Origin of the sequence: Saccharicrinis fermentans DSM 9555 = JCM 21142, assembly GCF_000517085.1 — a bacterium.
GTDB classification, from domain to species: domain Bacteria; phylum Bacteroidota; class Bacteroidia; order Bacteroidales; family Marinilabiliaceae; genus Saccharicrinis; species Saccharicrinis fermentans.
The window spans coordinates 3,104,815-3,126,970 of the sequence record NZ_KI912107.1 but is presented as its reverse complement, the minus strand read 5'-3'; the positions used below and the strand labels follow the sequence as shown (position 1 = coordinate 3,126,970).

Here is a 22,156-nt window from a genome sequence, read left to right as displayed (position 1 = left end):
GTAAATGTTTTTTCTTTGTTTTTTGTGTTAACAGCTTGTTAATGGTTGTGTCGTGTTAAATGTACTGGCTTAAACTTGTTTTGTCGTACTTGTTTGAGTAAATCAGTTTTAGCACTACATCCCGGACATCCTCCTCCTGCACACCCAGTAGGCTTGTCCTGAAAGGCGTACCAAATAGATTTTCCCAGCGAATAAGCAGTGTATGCAAAGGCTCCAACAATACTTGCCCACATTAATATTTCCTGTATCATAATTTTATCTGTTTAATAAAACAATAAACTTCCACCCTGGTATACAATAAAAGATAAGAGCCAGGCCAGACCTGTGGTGTAAAAAATGGTAAATACAGCCCATTTCCACGATCCAGATTCTCGACTAATGGTTGCTATTACCCCAATGCACGGAAAGTACACCAGGATAAATATTAAAAAGCTAAATATGACCAATGGTGTAAAAGATGGATTTCCTTGGTCATCAGTGGCATCTTGAAGGTTTTTTATTAAGCCTAATTCTTCTCCTTCTGAATCATTAATTCCGGAGTGGTAAATGACTGCCATGGTACTAACAACTACTTCTTTGGCTGCTACTCCACTTAATATACTAACTCCCATTTTCCAGTCAAAACCCAGAGGTCGGATAGAGGGTTCAATAAATTGACCTATTCTGCCGATATATGAAGCTTTTTGCTTTTCTAGTTGCTTCATGGTTTGCAGGTTGTTCATGTTAGCCCTCATCTCATTTTGTAAACGCAATTGAGTTGGGTTAAGTTCTGTATGGGATGGTAAATGATCTATTTTTTGTTGTAGCTCATTTATTTTTTGATCATAGTTTTGCGTGTATTCCGCATTTCGTGGGAAGTTATTTAAAAACCAAATTATAATGGACGCCATCATTATGATACCGCCAACCTTTTTTAAATACTGAGCTCCTTTGTTCCACATGTGGCGCATGGTAGAACGTAGTGTGGGCATTCGGTAAGGAGGTAGTTCCATAACAAAAGGAACATCTTTTTCGCGAAATAAAAATTTTCGAAATAGCTTGGCTACAATAATGGCCAGTAGAATACCTAATCCGTAAATACCAAATAAAATTGTTCCTGAGTGCTCAGGAAAGAATGCGCCAATAAATAATATGTATACAGGAAGGCGTGCACTGCATGACATAAATGGGTTTACTAGCATGGTAATGAGTCTGTTGTTCTTATCTTCAATGGTTCGGGTAGCCATAATAGCCGGAACATTGCAACCAAAACCCATGATTAAAGGGATGAACGATTTTCCATGTAATCCCATTTTGTGCATGAGCTTGTCCATGATAAATGCTGCACGAGCCATGTAGCCAGTGTCTTCCATGAAGGATATAAAGAAGAATAGAATAAGTATGTTGGGTAAAAAAACAATCACACCGCCCATGCCATTGATGATGCCATCAATAAGGAGGTCTTTAAATGGACCTGCAGTCATTGCTTTATCTAACATACTCATGAGTGCACCAACTCCCTGCTCAATCCAATCCATGGGGTACTGTCCCAGAGAAAATGTACTTTGGAACATGAGCCACATAAAAAAGAAAAAGATGGGGAAGCCAAATAGTTTATGGGTGATAAATGTGTCAACGATTTCCGATTTTCGAATTCTAGTGACGGGTGCTTCTTTGTAGGTTTGCTTAAGCGCTCCGGCAATAAAACCATATTTGGCGTCTGTAATCAAGGTTTCGCAGTCATCGCCCAGTTCGTTTTCCACTCTTTTAATAATTCCCTTGTTTCTGTTTTTGAGTTCTTCGTATTGGCCGTTGTTTAACAGGTTTGAACAAAAGTCTTTATCCTGTTCCAGCATTTTTAGCGCGATGTATCTCGGAGAAATGTTTTTAGGTAAGTCATAGTGAGGAAACACCTCTTCCTGAAGTTTATGCAGGGCTTTCTCCAAGGTTGTGCCGTAATGAATAGACACCCTTCGATGTTTGATACTGGAGTCTTCATATACTTCGATGGCTTTGTCAAATAGTTTATCTATTCCTTTACGTTTTGAGCTGACTGTAGGTACAAAAGGTATACCCAACATCTTTCCTAATTCGTCGTGTTTAAATGTGTCTCCTTTCTTTTTAAGCTCATCGTACATGTTTAAGGATGCTACCACTTTTACATCCATGTCAATTAGCTGGGTAGTTAGTAGTAGGTTTCGCTCAAGATTCGATGCGTCAATCACATTGATGATGATATCCGGAGTTTCCTCGATGATGTGTTTTCGTACAAATAGTTCCTCTGGCGAATAGGCAGAAAGGGAATAGGTGCCAGGCAGGTCTACGATATGAATGGAATACCCATTGTGCTCGAATTTGCCTTCTTTTAAGTCGATGGTCACCCCGCTGTAATTGCCCACATGTTCTTTGGCTCCACTTACATAATTAAATAAAGTGGTTTTGCCACAGTTAGGGTTACCTACCAACGCAATATTAATTGTTTTTGTGCGGTCAATAGCCGACTCGCGTAATACCTCGTCACTTATGGTGCCAGTAAAAGGAGAGGAGGTGAGTTTCTTGGCTTCTTCTTTTGAGATTACTTCAACTAGAGCTGCCTCGCTTCGGCGCAAGGAGACCTTGTAATCCATTATTTCATATTCAATGGGATCTTTTAAAGGGGCGTTTTTTACCACTTTAACTTTTTTCCCTTTCACAAAACCCATTTCAGTAATGCGTTTTCTAAAAGCACCAAAGCCTTTAACCTTTACAATTATGGCTTCCTGGTTAGTATGTAGTTCTGATAAATTCATGCAATGTTTAACTCCGTCTTCATCCACTTGGTGTTGTGTTCCGGTTTGGATAAGCTATCCTTCATGCAAATAGTAGTTGTGGAATACTTGCTATACGCCTGCTTTTCTTGTCCGGATTTGTAGTTAGCAAATGTATATGTAATATATAGCATGGCCAATCCCTATAATTAGGGATTTTTATAAATAGGTGTTAATATTTACTAAGAGAATTCCGATTCGTTTACTATTTTTGTGGCCTGATGGTGCTACCCATGATGAATGGCGTGGACGAAGTAAGATATATCGAAGTAACAAAGCGTTGCAGTGGTAAATAGGTTTTTCTAATTTTATGATGATGGGACAGGATATAGAATTCAATCAGGTTTATAACAAAATTCAAGAATTGTTAAAAAATGGTAAAAATAATATTTCGGTTCTGGAGGAGAAAGTAGATGTGGAGTTGCAGATGGAATATTTTAGAATATCTAAAAGATTGTATAAGGATTTAGATAAAGAAGCTGTATTGGTTGATAAGGATGATTTGCTGGATAAGGATGTGAGTATAGAACGAAAAAAAGAACTTCTTTCATCTTTGGCTAAAATAGATAATCCAGAAGCTTTCAGGATTATAGAGGCTTATAAGAAAAATCCTGATGAGGAGCTGGTTCAGTGGTCGAAGCTTGCTTACCAAGAATCAAAAATGGTTTTGGAAACATCGTTGCTTGGTGAAGCTCCTATTTTTATATCAACCGGATTGGGTGGAAAGGGCAGTAAATTGCGTTATTTTATTGTGTTGGTTGCCAATGAAGGGGTTGTATTGAAGGACTGGCAAGTGGAACTGGTGAAAAAAGAACTCGACTTTGCTTTTACGAAAGACGATGGGGTTGTTGAAGATGTTGAAACGCATTCTGATTTATTGATGATCACCGCTTTGTTACCCATCGAAAAAAATATAAAGAATACCTTGTCTATGGTAGTGAAAGAGTGTAACGAATTGGGGAATTTTTTAATGGATTCGTTCATCGTTACCAATGTTAAAAACCTTGAATTAGATGAAATAAGAAATATGGTGGCCTTATCCAAGTCGAAAAATAATAAAGAGGATATGGTAGGTGGAGATAATAACGAACTTAAAGATATATTGTAGAAATGGATTTTTTAAATAAAAACAAAGTAAATGTAGCTGTTCAGGTCTTACCTGTTTCTAAGAGTAAGGAATCGTACGATTTGGTAGATCGCGCTATTGAGGCCATTGAAAAGTCAGGTGTGAAGTATGTGGTTACACCTTTTGAAACGGTGATGGAGGGGCAATATGATGATTTGATGAAGGTGGTTAAAGAGGTGCAGGATGTTTGTTATGATTCTGGTGCTGAAAAACTTATGTGTTACGTGAAGATCCAGTCTGTGGCTCATGTGGATGTGACCATCGATGATAAGATTGCCAAGTATTCGGAATAGTATTTGTTTTCGATGATGAATACTTTATGTGGAGCAGCCAATCGGTCTCCACTTAATATTTGTGCTTCTGAAACTATGAGGTAACAAAACGTTTATGGATGGGATGACTAGTAATGGTTATGTCTAGTTCGTAAAAATGACTTTTTTTTGTAACCCTCCCTATAATACCTGTTAACAAAATTCTTTGTCGCACATTTTTTTTGCTAATTTTGCAAGCTTAGTAAGAACGATTTAATTATTTTGTAGGGTAAATCGTATTTGTGTTCAATTTTTTTGCACGATTGTACCCTATTTTTCTGTATGTGAATAAATTGTTCGTTAAAATAGATATTAGCATATGAGCGATAATAAAGATGTGAGCCTGGAAAGTTTGGGCGAATTCGGTTTGATAGACCATCTAACCAGTCAAATTGAAATAAAAAATGAAAGCACCTTGAAAGGTATAGGTGATGATGCGGCTGTGCTTGATTATAAGGGAAAACAGACTGTGGTTACCACTGATCTCTTACTGCAAGGAATACACTTCGATTTGGTATATACACCCTTAAAACACCTTGGTTATAAGGCTGTTATGGTTAATTTGAGTGATGTATATGCCATGAACGCGATTCCTAAACAAATAACGGTTTCATTGGGGCTGAGTTCCAAAGTAACGCTTCCTTTTGTAGAGCAGTTATATGAGGGTATTCAGTTGGCCTGCGATAAGCATCATGTTGATTTAATAGGTGGGGATACTACTACTTCATTAACTGGTTTAACGATTAGTGTAACAGCTATTGGGGAAGCGGGTAGTGAAGATATTGTATATCGCAGTGGAGCAAAACCTAACGATTTAATCTGTGTTACAGGAGACTTGGGAGGTGCTTATATGGGGTTGCAGGTGCTTGAGAGAGAAAAAAGAGTGCACGAAGGAAACTTGAAAGTTCAACCCGACTTATCTGGCTATGATTATATTTTGGAGCGTCAGTTGAAGCCTGAAGCTCGTAGGGATTTGATTGAGTTTTTAAAAGAAATAGGGGTTAAACCCACCGCAATGATTGATATCTCAGATGGTCTTTCGTCAGAGATATTGCACATATGTAAGCAATCTAATACTGGGTGTCGTATTTATGAAAATAAAATACCCATTGATCATGTGACTTCTTTAATGGCTGAAGAGATCAATATGAATCCTACCATTGCGGCCTTAAACGGAGGAGAAGACTATGAATTACTTTTTACAATTTCCATGGCCGACTATGAAAAATTTTCCAAAGAAACAGATTTGAAAATATATACTATTGGACATATCACCGAAGAGAGTAAAGGTAAGATTCTGGTATCAAACAGCGATCAGGAAATAGCGTTGCAAGCACAAGGGTGGAATATGGGTAGTCATCATTAATCAGTCCTGTGGTCTTTGAATTTTTTAGACCACTGTAAAACGATAATCAATAACCGAAATGTACGAATATATAAAGGGGCACATCATAGAATCAAGTCCGGCGCACTGTGTGGTAGAAAATAATGGACTGGGGTATTTTATTAATATTTCTGTGAATACTTATACCAAGCTCCAGAATCAAAAGGAAATTCAGCTTTATCTGTATGAACAAATTCGAGAAGATGTTCATAATTTGTATGGTTTTTATGATACTTCGGAGCGTAGTATTTTTATTCATTTGATTTCAGTTAGTGGCATAGGAGCAAATACGGCGCGTATGATGCTGTCGTCCAGTACGCCGGCTGAAATACAAGAGGCTATTCTTACTGGAAATGTGAATTTACTGAAAGGAATTAAAGGAATTGGTGCTAAAACAGCCCAACGAATTATTGTGGATCTGACAGATAAATTGGGTAAAGATCCGGTGGATCAAAAAATATTTGCAGATGTGAACAATACAATAAAAGAAGAGGCGTTATCTGCTTTAGTGATGTTAGGTTTTATGAAGGGGGGCGCACAAAAAGTAATTGATAAAATATTAGCAGCAGAACCTGATAGCAAAGTGGAAGATGTGATTAAAAAATCACTAAAAATGTTGTAAGAATAGCCTAGAGAATATATCTGCTCAAACCAATAGTAACCAGTACAATGCATAAAAACTTGAACAAAGTTTTTCCATATATTTTGACGAGCGTGTTAACATTCATATTAATTGTTGGCACAAGTTTTTCGGGTACTGATACCAATTATTTGGTAGGGGGAGGTGACAAGGCCATGGTACAACAACCTGATTCGCTAAAAAAAACGACGCGTTTTGAGCCGATAGCGAAAGATAGTAATAATCCCTTTCTGAATCCGGATCAGCAAAAAGGGATCGTCCTTCCTGATGCTGAGAATTTGCAGTATACCACTGAGTATGACCCCAAGACGGGCAAGGTTTATTTGTACCGTAAGATGGGTAATATGAACGTTAGGCTACCTTATTCAATGACTTTGGAGGAGTATTTGGATAAGGAAAGACGTCGTTCAATGCTGTCGTATTGGGAGTCTAGGGCTAGAGAGACTGAAGAAGATGGTGAATTTAGTATTTTTAAGCCGAATGCAGTATTGGGAGGGGAATTAGATAACCTTTTTGGTAGTGACCTGATCAGTATAAAACCGCAGGGAGCAGCCGAGTTAACTATTGGTATCTCAAATAATAAAACAGAAAACCCAACATTACAGGAAAATCTTAGAAATACCACTACATTTGATTTTCAGGAAAAAATTCAAATGAATATCCAGGGTAATATTGGTGATAAGCTTAAGCTTGGAATCAATTATAATACCGAGGCTACCTTTGAATTTGAAAATGAGATGAAACTAGAGTATGAGGGCAAAGAAGATGATATTATTCAATCTATTGAGGCAGGAAATGTCTCCATGCCCTTGCCTGGTACTCTTATTACAGGTAGTCAGAGCCTCTTCGGGGTAAAGGCGGAGTTGCAGTTCGGGAAATTAAATGTCACATCTGTCTTTTCTCAACAAAAAGGTGAGACATCGGTGATGGATATTGAAGGGGGAGCTCAGCAACAGGAGTTTGAACTGGCCATTAACGAGTATGATAAAAATAGGCACTTTTTCCTGTCTAACTATTTTAGAGACTTATATAACGACGCACAAAAGTACTACCCTATGGTTTCACAAATTAATGTGAGTAGGGTGGAGGTATGGATTACCAATAGGGCTGGCGATTATGACGAGGCAAGAAATATTCTTGCTTTTATGGATATTGGTGAAACTGGTGATAATTTATATAACACAACAGAATGGGGAGCTGCTGTTTCTGTAGCCCCGGATAATGATGCAAACGGTTTATATCAAAAAGTAACCAGTACCTATGGTGCCGTTAGAGATGTAAACCAAGTAACGCAGGTCTTTAGTGGTGCTAATCTGGTTAGTGGTAGAGATTATGAAAAAATAGAGAATGCAAGATTGCTTTCTTCTTCTGAATATACGATCAACAGCAAACTAGGTTTTATTTCACTGAATATGTCGTTGAATTCGGATGAAGTATTGGCTGTGGCTTATGAGTTTGATTATAATGGTGAGACGTACCAGGTAGGTGAGTTTGCAGGAGATGGTGTGGAGTCAAGTCAAACACTTTTTCTAAAGATGTTAAAGAGTACCAATTTGACACCATCGGTAAAGCCAACATGGGATTTGATGATGAAAAATATCTATGCGATTGGTGCATATCAAGTAGACAAGGAGGATTTTCAGTTTGATGTTGTGTATGTTGACGATTCCACAGGGGCATATATTAATTATTTCCCCGAAGAAGGTCCTTTTGGTTCCAGTGATGAGCTAAAGTTGTTCTTGGATATCATGGATCTGGATAAATTAAATTCTGTATATGATCCTGTGGCTGATGGAACCTTTGATTATATTGAAAATCAAACTATTTACCCTCAGAATGGAAGGGTGATATTCCCAGTGTTGGAACCATTTGGATCACACCTGAAAGAATTACTAAATGGTTATCCGGAGTTGCAGGAAAAATACGTGTATCAGGCACTTTATGATTCTACTCAAACCTTGGCCTCTCAAGAAGCCGAGAAAAATAAGTTCCGATTGATGGGGTCTTATAAATCCAGTAGCGGAAGTGAAATATCTCTGAATGCGCAAAATATACCCCAGGGTTCAGTTATTGTAACCTCAGGAGGTATTAAGTTGGTGGAGAATGTGGATTATACGGTGGACTATTCCTTTGGTACGGTTAAGATTATTAATCAGGGATTGTTGAGCAGTGGATCACCCATTCAGGTATCATTGGAGAGCCAAAGCTTGTTCAATTTGCAAACAAAAACACTGATGGGAACTCATCTTAACTATCAGTTCAATGAAGATTTTAATATTGGGGGTACTATCATGCACCTCCGAGAGCAACCGTTGACGCAAAAAGTGAGTGTTGGTGATGAGCCCATTGCCAATACAATATATGGATTTAATACGTCTTACTTTAGTGAGTCGCAATGGTTAACCAATGCCTTGAATGCATTACCATTATTACAGGTTAAGGAGCCATCCAGTATCTCCTTTGAAGGTGAGTTTGCACAACTGATTCCTGGCCATCCCAATATTATTGAGGATGAAGGCGAATCCTATATTGACGACTTTGAGGGGACGAAAATATCCATTGATATGCGCAATTGGACTGCTTGGAGCTTAGCCAGTACGCCACAAGGGCAGGATATGTTCCCAGATGCAGGGTTGATAAATGATTTAAGTGCAGGGTACGACCGCGCTAAGCTAGCATGGTATATGATTGATCCTCTTTTTTCTCGTGACAACTCCTACACCCCAAGCCATATTAGAAATGATCTGGAGCTTCAATCGAATCACTTTTCCCGTGAGGTTTACATTGACGAGTTGTTTCCTGATCAGGATGTTGCATATGGAACACCAACAAATTTATCAATATTAAATTTAGCCTATTATCCAACAGAGAGAGGACCGTATAATTTTGATACCAACTTGGAGGAAGATGGTGAGCTGGCCGAGCCTGAATCACGATGGGGCGGTATTCAACGTAGAGTGGAAACCAGTGATTTTGAAGCTGCTAATATTGAGTTTATTGAGTTTTGGATGATGGATCCTTTTGTCTATGATCAAAATCCAGAAAAGGCGGGTGACTTATTTTTTAACCTGGGTAATGTCTCAGAGGACGTACTGAAGGATTCCAGAAAGTTTTTTGAACAGGGAATGCCAGGTGTTGATGAGGCTTTTGATGTGGATACAACCGCTTGGGGACTTGTGCCTACAAAACAAAGTTTGATTGATGCCTTTAGTAATGACGCCGATTCGAGGATAAAGCAAGATGTAGGTTTGGATGGACTTACCTCTGAACAGGAAAAAGTTTTTTATGAGAATTTCATCAATGAAATTGAGAATCTGAGAGCTTCGGGTGCTATTAGCGAAGAGGCATACAATAAAATATTGGAAGACCCATCGGCTGACGATTATCACTATTACAGAGGTAGCGATTTTGATGAAGCGGAAGTGGATATTTTGGATAGGTATAAGAATTTTAATGGGCCTGAGGGGAACTCTGTGCCTTCAGAGTATTCTCCGGAGTCCTATTCAACGGCTTCCATATCGTCACCCAATCAAGAGGATATCAACCGTGATAATACATTGAATGAAAGTGAAAATTATTTTCAATATAGAATCCATCTCGATCCAAATGATATGACCGTGGGTAATAATTATATTGCCGATGTGCGGGAAGCAGAAGTGGATTTGCCCAATAGTAAAACAGAAACTGTTAAATGGTATCAGTTTAGAATCCCCGTTTCCATACCGGATACCACTGTTGGTGATATCGAAGATTTGCGATCCATACGTTTTATGAGAATGTTCTTACATGGCTTTAGGGATACTACCATTCTCCGCTTTGCTACTTTGGATCTGGTGAGGAGTGAGTGGCGCAAGTACACCAATGATTTAAATGAGGATGGTGAAACGGTGTCTGCTAATGATGCAGAGTTTGAAACAGGAGCTGTTAATATCGAAGAGAATGCTAGTAGAACACCCGTTAATTATGTTTTGCCCCCAGGAATAGATCGAATCATTGATCCCGCAAATCCTCAGTTGAGAGAATTAAATGAGCAGTCCATTTCATTAAAGGTCACCAATATTACCAAAAACGATCGAAGGGCTGTATTTAAAACCCTGAATATGGACATGCTTCAGTATGGGCGTTTGAAGATGGAAGTACATGCAGAAGAGCTTGAAGGGGAAGAAGGTAGTGTTGGCGATAATAATGTTAGGGCCTTTATAAGAATCGGTTCCGATAGTAAGAGCAATTACTATGAGTATGAAGTGCCCTTAGAGATGACAGCGCACGGATCAACCGATGAATATGAAATATGGCCAGAAAATAACCGTTTTGATTTTGCACTTAGTACATTAACTGATGCCAAGCTGAAACGAAATAATCAATCGGTTTATGGTGTGAATGAGGTGTATGTGACCAGAGATGAGGAGAATAGTAGGAATTGGGTGAAGGTGAAAGGTAATCCAAACCTTAGCAATATACAAACAATAATGATTGGTGTTAGAAGTATGGTGGATGGTAAGCCTGTATCTTTTGAAACCTGGTTTAATGAATTGCGATTAACAGATTTTAATGAAGAAGGAGGATGGGCGGCGAACGCTAGGATGAATATTAAATTATCGGACCTGGGTAGTCTATCTTTGGCAGGAAGTACCTATTCTACAGGTTTTGGAAGTATTGATGAAAGCGTTTCTGAGCGTAGTCAGGAGGATTTTTACCAGTACGATGTGGCAACAAACCTGGAGCTGGGTAAGTTTACTGGTGCTAATTCACGCATGTCAATACCATTTTATTATGGTTATTCTAGAGAGGTGGCTACACCGGAATACTATCCTTTGGATCCGGATGTAAAATTAGATGATGTGCTGGATAATGTGGATACCGATGCGGAAAGGGATAGTATTAAAAAACTGTCGCAGGAGGTGGTGACGCGAAAAAGTGTTAATTTTACCAATGTACGTCTCAAACCCAAAGGTAATAAATCCAAAATTTATGATGTGTCTAATTTATCGGCTACTTATGCTTATAATATTACGACATCTCGAAATGTTAATACCGAAGAAAAAATAGATAAAGATTATCGGGGGGTATTGGCGTATAATTTTAATAATAGACCAAAGATATACGAGCCTTTTAAAAAGAGTAAGGTTTTACGAGGACAGGCATTTAGTTTAATAAAAGACTTTAACTTTTATCTGATGCCTACACAGATTTCGTACCGTACTGAATTGATTAGAAATTATACCCAGCAACAGCTTCGAAATGTAAATAACCCATCATTTAAAATTCCTTTATCTGTTAGCAAGGATTTTAATTGGAATAGATATTTTGATTTGAGGTATAACCTGACCAAATCATTAAAATTTGACTTTAGTTCAACAACCAATGCCCGAATTGATGAGCCTTTGAGTGTTTTGGAGGTAAATAAAGACCTGAAAGATCAATATGAGGTTTGGAAGGACTCGGTGATGTCTAATATAATGAATGGTGGAAGAGTTACCAATTATCAACATAGTTTTAATGTAAGTTATAAGTTACCCATTAATAAAATACCATTTTTAAATTGGACAAATTCAACCATCCGTTATAGTGGTATGTATCGCTGGGAAACTGCTCCGCAAACAACCGATGAATCTATTGAATGGGGGAATACCATTAGTAATTCCAATAATGTGCAGGGGTCATTGCAATTAAATTTAAAGGCACTTTATAATCGTTTTGGTTATCTAAAGGATTTATCTAGAAAGTATGGGGCAAGTACTAGAAACCAAAGTAGAAGTACTAAGAAAACAGTCAGATACAATAAGGAGGGGGTAGATCTGAAAAAGGGAGTGCCTTTTATTGTAAATCATCGCTTAAGGACTGAAGAGACCAGATTAAGGGTGTACGACGCTAATGGAAGAACGGCACGTGGAAAAGCAAATATGATTGATAAAAATAAAACTGAATTTATTCCTGATGCCGATTATGAAAATGCCCGCTTAATGGTTACTGGTACCCGTGAGGATCAATCTACTATTCTTGGAACTGTTGTGGATTATACAGCCTTATTGGCAACTGGTGTAAAAAGTGTAAATCTAAATTATACAGAAACAAATGGTACTATACTTCCTGGGTATTTGCCATCATCTAAATTTTTAGGTACTTCATCTTTCAATGGATTTAAAGCACCGGGTTATGGCTTTATTGCAGGATGGCAGGATCGAAATTTCGCGCGTGAGGCAGCTGAAAAAGGATGGCTTACTACTAACAGTATTAACGAGGCCTATGTGATGACCCATCAGGAAGATTTCTCGATCAAGTCCACCATTGAACCTATTTCCGGTTTAAGGATAGATCTATCTGCAAATCGTAGATACTCTAATAATATGAATGAATATTATATAGCAGATAGTGGAGGACAATTAAATGCCTCTAACACCCGCGAGAGTGGTAGTTTTTCCATGACTTTTAATATTATTAATACAGCCTTTGAAAAGGTGGATAAGACGGGAACTTACGATTCTAAGACCTATAATAAATTCCTGGAAAACAGGAAAATTATTGCAAATAGGTTGGCGAGTGCAAGAGTAGGCGCTACAGATACGCAAGGCGCTACATTTGAGGACGGTTCTTTTAAGTATGCAGGACAAAATAATATATATACTCTTGCTTGGGACGATGAAGATATCACGGAAGTAAATGGTTATGATTTAAATTCTCAGGATGTGCTAATTCCTGCTTTTTTAGCCGCATACAGCGGAAAAGATGCCAATAATATGTTTACGGATTTATTTCCAAGTTTATTAAAGATGTATCCTAATTGGAGGTTATCATATAACGGATTGTCAAAAATAAAAGTCCTGAAAAAATATATTAAGTCATTTGATATATCGCATGCTTATAGCTCTACTTATAATGTGGGTTCTTATGTTACCAATAGTGATTATGAGGAGGATGACTGGGGAATTAGTTGGGTGAGAAATATTCAGGATAATTTTATTTCCCAGTATCAGGTTAGTTCAGTATCGCTTACTGAAATGTTTAGTCCTTTAATGGGGTTTAATATTACCTGGAAAAATAATATGACCACCAAATTTGAAAATAAACGCACCCGTACCATCAACTTAAGTTTGACCAATAATCAGATTATTGAAAATCATAATAACGATATCGTTATTGGTATTGGCTATCGTTTTGATAAGATGGATATGATTTTAGGCAGTAAGTCCAAAGCCAAAAAAATTTCCAGTGATCTTGATTTGAGTCTGGATTTTTCTATCAAAGATAATATAGCTATTTTTAGAGGAATCGATGACGGCGTTAACCAGCTTACTTCCGGTAGAAAGATTAATACACTAAAGCTCACTGCCGATTATGTACTAAGTGATCGTTTTAATATGCAGGTGTTTTACGATAGGGCCGTAACTTCGCCTTATATTTCAAGTTCATACCCAACAACCAATAGTAATTTTGGGGTTAGCTTTAGGTTTTCTTTAACTCAGTAGGAGGATGAAAAGTTGGTAAAAAAGTTGCATAAATTGGTATGATTATGGCGCGAGGTTCTATGATGCTTCGTTAGGACGTTGGCACGTGAAAGATAACTCTGCAGAAAAGTATTATCCATTATCTCCATATGTTTATTCTTATAATAATCCGATTAAGTTTACTGACCCTGATGGAAATGACCCTAGAGAAGCAGGGACTGTTTTAGATGTTAAAATAATGAATTCTGCCGTTTTATAATCTAGTTATGGGGAAACAGGTCCTTTAAATAAACGTCTTTATGACAGAGCGCTATATGATAAAGCAGATTCATATCATATGTTTTCTTGTGTTCCAATGTTACTAACAAGGTTAAATAGGAGTTTGCCAGGTGGTAAAATTCCTAAGAATAAAGATATTCCATCAAGTTTATTAAATAGGAGAATTAAATTAACCCATTTTGAGCGTTTTTAACGAATTTCAGCTTTTTTTCAGGCAAAATCGGTCGTTTTAGGGCAGTTTAATTTTGCAAGTAGCTGGTTATCAGTTGTAGCTTTTTCAAAAATCCATTTGTAGTACACAGGGGGGTATTGATTTTGAATAAATTAGATAGTTTCTTTGGGGCATGTATTTCAAAGTATCCATGCGCAAAAATCCAGAAACTGGAGTTTACTCTGGTTATTATCGATTGGTTGAGAGCTACCGCAACGAAGACGGTAGGGTATGCCACCGCACCATGGTCAATGCCGGATACTTAGATGATTTGAATGCAGATCAATTAGTTATAATACAAAAGCTTATCACAGAAAAGGCCGAAAACTGCAATAACCCTTTGTTCACTTATCAAGAAAGTGACGATAGCCTCGTAAATAAGTATGTTGATGAGTTTTACGATATTCTGGTAGCTAAGAAAAAAATTGACATTGTTTCAAAAACAAACAAAAAACAACAGGCAAACAAAGGCAAGGATATTCAAAATATTGATGTCAATAGCATCAAAAATAAAGATGTCCGCGAAATTGGTTCAGAGTGGATGTGCCACCAGGCATTGGAACAACTCCAGTTTGGAGGCTTTCTTGAAAAACAAGGATGGAGCGACCACGATATAAATCTGGCAAAAACACATCTTATTAGCCGAGCCGTATATCCTGCATCCGAACTTAAAACAAGTAAATGGATAAAAGAAAACTCATCGGTATGCGAAATTACGGGAACCGACATAGGAAAAGTTACTAAAGATAAGCTGTATCGGATTTCCAATAAATTATATGAAGTAAAAGAAGCTTTGGAAAACCACCTTTCTGTCAGAACCAACGAACTATTCGACATTAAGGACAAAATCGTATTGTACGATCTTACCAATACTTATTTTGAAGGACGAAAAGAACACAGCAGTATAGCGAAATTTGGCCGGAGCAAGGAGAAACGGAGCGATGCAAAGTTGGTGGTGCTTGCCTTGGTGATAAATGTAGAAGGGTTTATAAAATATTCATCCATACTTGAAGGTAATATGGCCGATTCAAAAACACTTGAAGGCATGATCAACAATCTTCGGGTAAAAACATCCACATCATCAAAAAAAGCATTGGTGGTAATCGATGCGGGGATAGCCACGGATGACAACCTGAAAATGATTGCCTCAAAAGGATATGATTATTTGTGCGTAAGCCGTGTACACCTTACTAAATACACTATTGATGCAAATGCAAAAACGGTATCAGTTTACGATAATAAAAAACGTAAAATTGAATTGTGCCGGGTTAAATCAGAAAGAAACAATGATTATTACCTCAAAGTAAAAAGCGAAGCAAAAAAGCTGAAGGAGCGTTCGATGAACGAGCAGTTCCAAGCTAGGTTCGAAGAAGGACTTCGAAAAATTAACGAAAGCCTGAGCAAAAAAGGAGGCGTAAAACGCTTGGATAAAGTTCATGAACGCATAGGTCGGTTAAAGCAGAAATACCCATCGATACAAAGATATTATAATATTGAAGTCAATGCCCTTGCGGAAGAAAAAGGTACAAGGGGCAAGAAGACACAAAAGCATCCACTTGCCTCGTCAATAGAATGGTCTGTAAAAGAAAACATTGAAATCAATGCTCGTAGTGGAATATATTTTCTGCGCACTTCACTTGAAAACTATGATGAAGATGTTTTATGGAGTTTTTACAATACCATCCGGGAGATTGAAGCTTCTTTTCGAGTTTTAAAAACCGATCTTGATTTACGCCCAATTTATCACAAAACCGATTCAAGTACAATGGCTCATCTGCACCTTGGGTTGTTGGCATATTGGGTAGTGAATACAATCAGGTATCAACTAAAAAGTAAAGGGATAAACCATGGATGGAAAGAAATCGTCCGCATAATGAATACACAAAAGGCGGTTACAACAACTGCTCAAAACGTAGAGGATCAAACTATTTCAATAAGACGTTGCTCTGAGCCTAACGAAAAAGTAAAACAATTATATGATGCTCTGAAATACAAATATGCTCCCTTTACCCGAAAAAAATCTGTAGTACACAAAATGAAAATAAAAAAATCGCAAGTGGCTACAAAACAAGAATCTCCGCCAATTTAGCTGCAATGTGGGTTAAACTTACTTGCGGGAACCCAATCAATGATGGAGAAATCTGCGGGTTTTATTGCTGCTGCTCAATCTGATAAATATACTTATGGTGAAGTTGGAGAAGGAGGTAGTAAGTATACGGAAAGAACAGTTCAAAACTTAGGAGAAGGGTTTGAGTCAGAAGTTACCCACAAGAAAGAATACAATGTAACTTATTCTGAAAATGAAGATGGAGAAAGGGTTGCAACGGCCACCTTGGCTTCTGAAACATATTATACGGTTTACGAAGAAGATGGTCAGAGTTATTATAAGACGGTGAATATTAATTACGTAGAGAATACGATTGATATATCTACCAAAGAAGCTGAAAAGCGAGAAAATAATACGAAGAATTTAAATTAACACATTATGTATTTTAGTCCAGCAGCAACAATAGTTACCATTTTTCTATTTGTGCTAATTGTTTTAGATACTCTTTTGTATTTTAAAGTAAAAAAGAGAATTGGTTTTGATATGTACAGGTTGCTAAACAATCTAGCAAGAAAGGTTTTGATAGCGTATCTGTTTGCACTAACAATGCATTGGCATTATCAAGAACCAATTTTAAAAGTTGTTTATTTGTTTTCTATCTTATTATTAGCAATAGAAACCACTCATGTTTTAACTACACAGAGTAGGCAGTTTAATAAGTATTATTGGAGAGATAATATTTTGAATATGCTTATTTTCCTTGTTTTCTTTAGGACTTACATATTTTAAATAATATAAAAAGCCCGGCATTGCCGGGCTTTTTTCGTTATAATGCTGCAACGTTTTTCTGAAAGAAATCTTTGAACTTGTTTTTAGTGAGCATGCAATCAATCATCCTGTAAAGGGCTTGTTTGTCTGGCTCTTCGAGCTGTTCTATTAACCGCACTTTTTCTGTAGCTGTTTTGTCCTCTATCGTAACTTCTTTGGGCATACTGCCTTCAAAATGGATAATCTGGTCAACTGTAAGCCCCCGCTCAGCGTAGCGAATAAATAATGAAAATAGTTCGGCGTACGCCTCTGGCTACGTCGCATAACATAAGGCCTCAGGCCTGTAAAAAACAAAGCTGCATTTAGAGATAAATGCGGCTTTTGTTTTTATAATAAACCTGCTTTTTTAAGCAGTTCAATAATTTGTTCTTTGGTAATGTTTTCGAGCTGGCTCTTATCGTAAATGTATGTAAGGTAAATTTCGTTGTCCTCAGTAATCAAATAAGTGATTACCCTTGCACCCCCAGATTTTCCTTTGCCTTTAGAGGTTATAGCCAATTATGTATGCCTTGTCCTAAATGGATACCTGAATCAGGTTCTTCCTTTAATAATTTAACAAGCTCCTGAAGGTCGGTTTTCAGGGATGGGTGTTTTTTAGAGAGCTTCTTGAAAAACTTTTTAAAATCGGGGGTGGGTATGTAAAACAACTTGAACCAAACCACCTAAAACTCAAAGAAGGTAAAATATATGGAATAGAAAGCAGTAAAAGCCACCATAACACTGGATGGTAATGCCCATGAAATAATGATTAGCAAAGAAAGAGCAGAGCAAATAAGACGGTTGCAAAAGCTTATAAGAGAAAATCGTTTGAAGAAAACTCAATAACCTAAACATTATGAATGTAATATGCGTAATAATTACTAACTTTGTACCATGTTGGTACACGTCAAAACAAAATGTCATGTTAATAATCAGTAGTAGAGAATTTAGGCAAAATCAAAAAAAGTATTTTGAGAGAGCTGACAGCGGAGAACAAATTATAGTTCAAAGAGGAAAAGATAAGTCTTATGCTTTAACGCCAGTCAATGAGGATGATATTTATTTTAATGCAGAAATGCTGCAGAAAATAAAACAAAGCATAGAAGAAGTAAAACAGGGTAAAGTAAAACAAGTTACAACACCTGAGGGAATAAGCGATTTATTAGGACTATGAGTTATGTTTTAGAGTTTACGGAAACGGCATTGGCAGATATCAAAAAGCATAGAAAGGTAGGCGACAAGGCTGTTTTGAGAAAAATGGACAACTTACTTAAAGAACTGATGGAGCACCCCTTAACAGGAACTGGTCAACCTAAGCCGTTAAAACATAGTCTAACAGGAATATATTCCAGAAGAATCAATGGTAAACACCGTTTGGTATACTCGATTGAAGAAGAGAAAATTACAGTTCATGTATTAAGTACCTGGGGACACTACGGAGATAAATAAAGGATCCAACCCACTTCCCAGCAAATAAAACCCAGCCTTCCGAAATGCCTCGGAATCCCTCTGTCCTTCCCCTGCGCCAACCCTTCTATTTTATTTTTTGTCACAGTTTTTGTCCGACCCACAAGCTGCACATTGTTTTTTCTTTTAACTGAATATATGAAAACATAATCTTCAATTAATTCTACTTTAACAGATTTATTGCTTTGAATAACAGAGGTCTATGTCACGCTGTCGCTTTTCATGTCGCTGCTGCAGTTTTTCCAGCATCCGTTCATCGGTCATTTCACGATAAAATTTGTATACCATAAAATCCATAATGTCTCTTGCCGACAACAATGGGACTTCGTCTTGATTCAATAGTTTTTCTTTCAGCATAAAGCTGCCCACCATTAAGTTGAGGGCTACTTGGTGATGCCATGACAGCCATTTGCGGGTTTGGAACTGATCCAAGCCTACTATCTGTTTTTGCTCTTTGAAGCTATGCTCAATGAAAAAGCGTTGTGCCTGCATGTATGCCAGCGCCTGATGCGTGTATTGAGCAAGTTCTGCGTTAGTGAACGAATATTTTATTTCTACTCCCTGCTTTGTCTTTCTTTTCGAAATGACCAGCAACCGTTTCTCAACAATGTTCTGAACCTTATCCCAAATGTAAACTGTCTTAAAATGGAACAATCCCTTCAGCTTTCCCTTGGCAGAATCACGAATGTCAAGCTTTTTCCAGTCCTTGTTTGTAAGCGTTTCTATATATTCGTTAGCGTTTACCGATGGGGTGCTTGCCTTCGGCCTTTTGGGTGGGCGCCCACGATTGCTCTTTCGCTCTGGAATATGTAGTTCTGGTTTTTCAAGGTGGATTTTTTGATCGCTATGAATGTCAAGCATGTACACCAAACCCATATCCTCAACCGAACGGGTAAACGCAAGGTCATTGCCATAAAGTCCATCCCCCCCAACGTAATCGAACTCGATACCCATTTCCAGTTGGTGCTTCACAATATCTGTAGCCAGCTCCGGTTTTGTCTTGAAAACCCTGTCCTCTTTGGGGATGCCAGCAGTTTCACACCTGGCGTTGTTAGTACACCATGACCTTGGAAGGTACAGTCTCGTGTCGACCAACGCTGCATATTTGTCCGTGCACAAGCAACCAAAAACTGCAACCTGCGAGTTTGCAGTCTTCCCAACGTTCCCGCAATACTGGTGATCAACACCAATGCTTTTGTCACCTTTTTTCACCCATCCGCTTTCGTCTATGAGTAATCCTTTTAATTTTTGGTTTGGGAGTGATTGGTCTACCTGATTTGCTATTTGGTCGATGACAGCTCTTGCATCCCAATTGGATTCGGTGATAAAATGCTGCATCTTATGGTAGTCTGCGTTTAATGTCTCAGTGATGCGTTCGATGTTTTTCAAATCGCTTAAAGCTAGACCTTCGACGTATTGAGTAGCTTTGTCGAAGTTGGATTTTGTTCTATTTTTAAAATGGTGCTGAAATTCAGATAAATACACTTCAAGTCGGTTGTTGACCGCTAGCAGTGTTTTACCATTATTCGTATATTTTTTTAAGTTTTTCGCCCGTTACCCATTGCAAACTTGAGTTTTGTTCTTTGTTTCAATTGCAATATACTAATTTACTGTTTATTACGAAAGAAAAACAATACTAAATTATCGTTTTTTCAGTGATCATTTTAATCTGTTAAAGTAGAATTAAAAACCTCAATTAAAAGAAAAAAGATGCTATTTTTGGTGGCGTTAGACATTCTTTGAGATGCAGTTTTGGAGGTGGTAAGAGCTTGAAAAAGTAGTGAAAAGCTGGCCTAAATAGTTACGATTACGGGGTTCGGTTTTATGACCCCAGTTTGGGAAGGTGGCATGTGCAAGACCCGTTGTGCGAATACCACTATGACCTGACACCGTACCACTACGAATTAATAAAGTTGGCTGTTAGCTCGTTTTTACAAACCGTGCAATAAGCAGCATAAGCATAAAAACAACAAGCGGCACATTGAAAAAAGTGTGGCGCTTGTTTTATGTTGTGAGTGTTTGTGAGCTTTTATTTCAAGTAAGCATTAAGCATCCAGAGTGTTTTCTCTGTTTCTGAAATATAATCGCTCATTAGTGAAACGGTTCCTTCGTCGTCCGCTTCGCCTGCCAGTGATAGTATTTCACGCTCCAGGGCTACTAAAGTAGAAAAATTCTGAACCACTATCTCAACGGCTTTAGTTCCCTCACTAATGCCCTTGGCTTCTTTCAAACTGGATGTTGAAGTATAGGCACTGAAGGTGTGTAAAGGTTCTCCCTCTAGCGTTAAAATACGTTCTGCTATTTCATCTACTTTCACCACAGCGTCATTATAATACTCTTCGAATTTAGCATGTAGTTCAAAAAAAGTTTTTCCTTTAATGTTCCAGTGAAATCCTCTTAAATTTTGGTAAAAAACCTGGTAGTTGGCCAATAGCTCATTTAATTTTTCATTTAATTTTTCAGCTTTTGCTTTGTCTAATCCTATTAAATTTTTCATGATTGTTATTTTCTTAATAATTGTTATTTATTTGTTTCTATTTTGTACTTCAAAGATGGTGTAATTAATGGCATCAATCAAATCGATTGTTTATATATTTGCATAGTTATTATCTATATGTATTGATTTTATTTGATTTGTATAAAATTTAAGAAGAAAAAAGTATGATTACAATAACTCAGTTAGAATATGTGGTGGCTGTGGATACTTACCGGCATTTTGTAACAGCTAGTGAAAAGTGTTTTGTTTCGCAGCCAACCCTTAGTATGCAAATAAAAAAAATGGAAGAGGAGTTAGATGTGGTTATTTTTGACCGTTCCAAGCAGCCGGTAGTGCCTACTCAAATTGGAGAGGTAATTATTCAACAAGCGCGTAAGTCATTGGCCGAAAATAAACGCATTTATGAATTGGTTAAAGAGCACCAAAATATGGTAGAAGGCGAGTTGGTAATAGGTATTATTCCTTCCTTAGCACCTTATTTATTGCCTTTGTTCGCCGGTTCATTTTCCAGAGAATATCCCAAAGTAAAGCTGAAGATTATGGAGCTGCTTTCAGAGGATATTATTGATCAGTTAAATAAAGATAGGATTGATGTGGGCTTGTTAGTTACTCCTTTGCACGAAAAGGGAATACAAGAAAAAAGTATTTTTTATGAACGCATGTTCTTATATGTGAATAATAAACATCAGCTGGCCTCAAAATCTAAGGTAGAGCCTGCTGAAATAGCTGGCGAAGGTTTGTGGTTGCTAAGTCATGGGCACTGTTTTAGGAGTCAGGTGGTGAACCTTTATTCCTTTCATGATAAAATTAAGAATGAAATTTCTATCAATTATGAGAGTGGTTCATTGGAGACGATAAAGAAATTGGTTGAAAAGGAAGGAGGATATACCTTATTACCTGAGTTATCCATCGATGATAATGTGTTAAATAACCGTTATGCACAAGTAAAAAATATAGGAGAAAGTGATCCATTGCGCGAAGTGAGTATGGTATATTCTCGAAATTTTTCTAAAAGGCAGCTATTGAACTTGTTGTATGAGCATATCAGGATATCTATTCCGGAACATTTACTCAGTCAGGCGGATGGACATATCGTAGAATGGCGTGATTGATATGGCTGTTTAGATGTAATGGTGTTTTTGTGTGGCTATGAGTA

At 37.5% G+C, this 22,156-nt stretch carries 16 protein-coding genes; 11 read left to right on the top strand and 5 right to left on the bottom strand.

The genetic code is table 11. The features are described from left to right. Window positions 1-38: 38 nt before the first annotated feature. Window positions 39-251 (bottom strand): hypothetical protein, encoded by a 213-nt coding sequence (locus CYTFE_RS0112585; RefSeq protein WP_027472084.1) that lies wholly within the window; start codon window positions 249-251, stop codon window positions 39-41. 12 nt (window positions 252-263) lie between these two features. Next, window positions 264-2,768, bottom strand: coding sequence for a ferrous iron transport protein B (gene feoB / locus CYTFE_RS0112580; RefSeq protein WP_027472083.1), 2,505 nt, complete (start codon window positions 2,766-2,768; stop codon window positions 264-266). 328 nt (window positions 2,769-3,096) lie between these two features. Between feoB and CYTFE_RS0112570 the strand changes: the two genes are divergently transcribed. The 8 genes from CYTFE_RS0112570 (at window position 3,097) to CYTFE_RS0112540 (ending at window position 16,661) form a co-directional block, all read left to right on the top strand. Then, a complete protein-coding gene (locus CYTFE_RS0112570) occupies window positions 3,097-3,894 on the top strand; it encodes a hypothetical protein (RefSeq protein WP_044262792.1) in 798 nt (265 codons plus the stop codon). Window positions 3,895-3,896: 2 nt separating this feature from the next. Further along, window positions 3,897-4,205 (top strand): thiamine-binding protein, encoded by a 309-nt coding sequence (locus tag CYTFE_RS0112565; RefSeq protein WP_044214018.1) that lies wholly within the window; start codon window positions 3,897-3,899, stop codon window positions 4,203-4,205. Window positions 4,206-4,542: 337 nt separating this feature from the next. Next, window positions 4,543-5,589 carry a thiamine-phosphate kinase gene (thiL, locus tag CYTFE_RS0112560; protein WP_027472080.1) on the top strand — a complete coding sequence of 349 codons (1,047 nt, stop codon included), beginning with the start codon at window positions 4,543-4,545 and terminating at the stop codon, window positions 5,587-5,589. Window positions 5,590-5,647: 58 nt separating this feature from the next. After that, a complete protein-coding gene (gene ruvA, locus CYTFE_RS0112555) occupies window positions 5,648-6,229 on the top strand; it encodes a Holliday junction branch migration protein RuvA (protein ID WP_027472079.1) in 582 nt (193 codons plus the stop codon). A gap of 92 nt (window positions 6,230-6,321) precedes the next feature. Continuing rightward, window positions 6,322-13,713 carry a T9SS outer membrane translocon Sov/SprA gene (gene sov, locus CYTFE_RS0112550; RefSeq protein ID WP_244880326.1) on the top strand — a complete coding sequence of 2,464 codons (7,392 nt, stop codon included), beginning with the start codon at window positions 6,322-6,324 and terminating at the stop codon, window positions 13,711-13,713. Between the two features lie 28 nt (window positions 13,714-13,741). Continuing rightward, window positions 13,742-13,951 (top strand): RHS repeat-associated core domain-containing protein, encoded by a 210-nt coding sequence (locus CYTFE_RS31515; RefSeq protein ID WP_081735981.1) that lies wholly within the window; start codon window positions 13,742-13,744, stop codon window positions 13,949-13,951. A gap of 364 nt (window positions 13,952-14,315) precedes the next feature. Continuing rightward, a complete protein-coding gene (locus CYTFE_RS0112545) occupies window positions 14,316-16,271 on the top strand; it encodes an IS1634 family transposase (RefSeq protein WP_027472077.1) in 1,956 nt (651 codons plus the stop codon). Window positions 16,272-16,310: 39 nt separating this feature from the next. After that, the gene (locus CYTFE_RS0112540) at window positions 16,311-16,661 is read left to right on the top strand and encodes a hypothetical protein (RefSeq protein WP_027472076.1); all 351 of its coding nucleotides are present in this window, start codon (window positions 16,311-16,313) and stop codon (window positions 16,659-16,661) included. Between the two features lie 723 nt (window positions 16,662-17,384). On the opposite strand, the gene CYTFE_RS31930 is transcribed toward CYTFE_RS0112540, so the two are convergent. Beyond that, window positions 17,385-17,555, bottom strand: coding sequence for a type II toxin-antitoxin system RelE/ParE family toxin (locus tag CYTFE_RS31930; protein ID WP_200871486.1), 171 nt, complete (start codon window positions 17,553-17,555; stop codon window positions 17,385-17,387). Between the two features lie 403 nt (window positions 17,556-17,958). On the opposite strand from CYTFE_RS31930, the gene CYTFE_RS0112520 reads away from it, so the two are divergent. Continuing rightward, entirely contained in the window at window positions 17,959-18,210 is a 252-nt protein-coding gene (locus tag CYTFE_RS0112520) for a prevent-host-death protein (RefSeq protein ID WP_027472074.1), read from the top strand. After that, window positions 18,207-18,485 carry a Txe/YoeB family addiction module toxin gene (locus CYTFE_RS0112515; protein ID WP_027472073.1) on the top strand — a complete coding sequence of 93 codons (279 nt, stop codon included), beginning with the start codon at window positions 18,207-18,209 and terminating at the stop codon, window positions 18,483-18,485. Before CYTFE_RS0112520 ends, CYTFE_RS0112515 begins: the two co-directional genes overlap by 4 nt. Before the next feature lie 195 nt (window positions 18,486-18,680). Here the strand turns inward: CYTFE_RS0112515 and CYTFE_RS0112510 are convergent, their stop codons facing one another. Together CYTFE_RS0112510 and CYTFE_RS0112505 are read right to left on the bottom strand one after the other, a co-directional pair. After that, window positions 18,681-19,988, bottom strand: coding sequence for an IS701 family transposase (locus CYTFE_RS0112510; protein WP_027470370.1), 1,308 nt, complete (start codon window positions 19,986-19,988; stop codon window positions 18,681-18,683). A 544-nt stretch (window positions 19,989-20,532) separates the two neighbouring features. Next, window positions 20,533-21,000 (bottom strand): Dps family protein, encoded by a 468-nt coding sequence (locus CYTFE_RS0112505; protein WP_027472072.1) that lies wholly within the window; start codon window positions 20,998-21,000, stop codon window positions 20,533-20,535. Between the two features lie 164 nt (window positions 21,001-21,164). Between CYTFE_RS0112505 and CYTFE_RS0112500 the strand changes: the two genes are divergently transcribed. Then, entirely contained in the window at window positions 21,165-22,112 is a 948-nt protein-coding gene (locus tag CYTFE_RS0112500) for a hydrogen peroxide-inducible genes activator (protein ID WP_027472071.1), read from the top strand. Window positions 22,113-22,156 lie beyond the last annotated feature (44 nt).

Bases quoted from the DNA above. Each gene is read 5' to 3' on its own strand.
- CYTFE_RS0112540 (WP_027472076.1), top strand. From the start codon at position 16,311: ATGATGGAGAAATCTGCGGGTTTTATTGCTGCTGCTCAATCTGATAAA.
- CYTFE_RS0112505 (WP_027472072.1), bottom strand. From the start codon at position 21,000: ATGAAAAATTTAATAGGATTAGACAAAGCAAAAGCTGAAAAATTAAAT.
- CYTFE_RS0112500 (WP_027472071.1), top strand. From the start codon at position 21,165: ATGATTACAATAACTCAGTTAGAATATGTGGTGGCTGTGGATACTTAC.
- thiL (WP_027472080.1), top strand. From the start codon at position 4,543: ATGAGCGATAATAAAGATGTGAGCCTGGAAAGTTTGGGCGAATTCGGT.
- CYTFE_RS0112520 (WP_027472074.1), top strand. From the start codon at position 17,959: ATGTTAATAATCAGTAGTAGAGAATTTAGGCAAAATCAAAAAAAGTAT.
- CYTFE_RS0112585 (WP_027472084.1), bottom strand. From the start codon at position 251: ATGATACAGGAAATATTAATGTGGGCAAGTATTGTTGGAGCCTTTGCA.
- CYTFE_RS0112545 (WP_027472077.1), top strand. From the start codon at position 14,316: ATGTATTTCAAAGTATCCATGCGCAAAAATCCAGAAACTGGAGTTTAC.
- CYTFE_RS0112565 (WP_044214018.1), top strand. From the start codon at position 3,897: ATGGATTTTTTAAATAAAAACAAAGTAAATGTAGCTGTTCAGGTCTTA.
- CYTFE_RS0112515 (WP_027472073.1), top strand. From the start codon at position 18,207: ATGAGTTATGTTTTAGAGTTTACGGAAACGGCATTGGCAGATATCAAA.
- ruvA (WP_027472079.1), top strand. From the start codon at position 5,648: ATGTACGAATATATAAAGGGGCACATCATAGAATCAAGTCCGGCGCAC.
- feoB (WP_027472083.1), bottom strand. From the start codon at position 2,768: ATGAATTTATCAGAACTACATACTAACCAGGAAGCCATAATTGTAAAG.
- CYTFE_RS0112570 (WP_044262792.1), top strand. From the start codon at position 3,097: ATGATGATGGGACAGGATATAGAATTCAATCAGGTTTATAACAAAATT.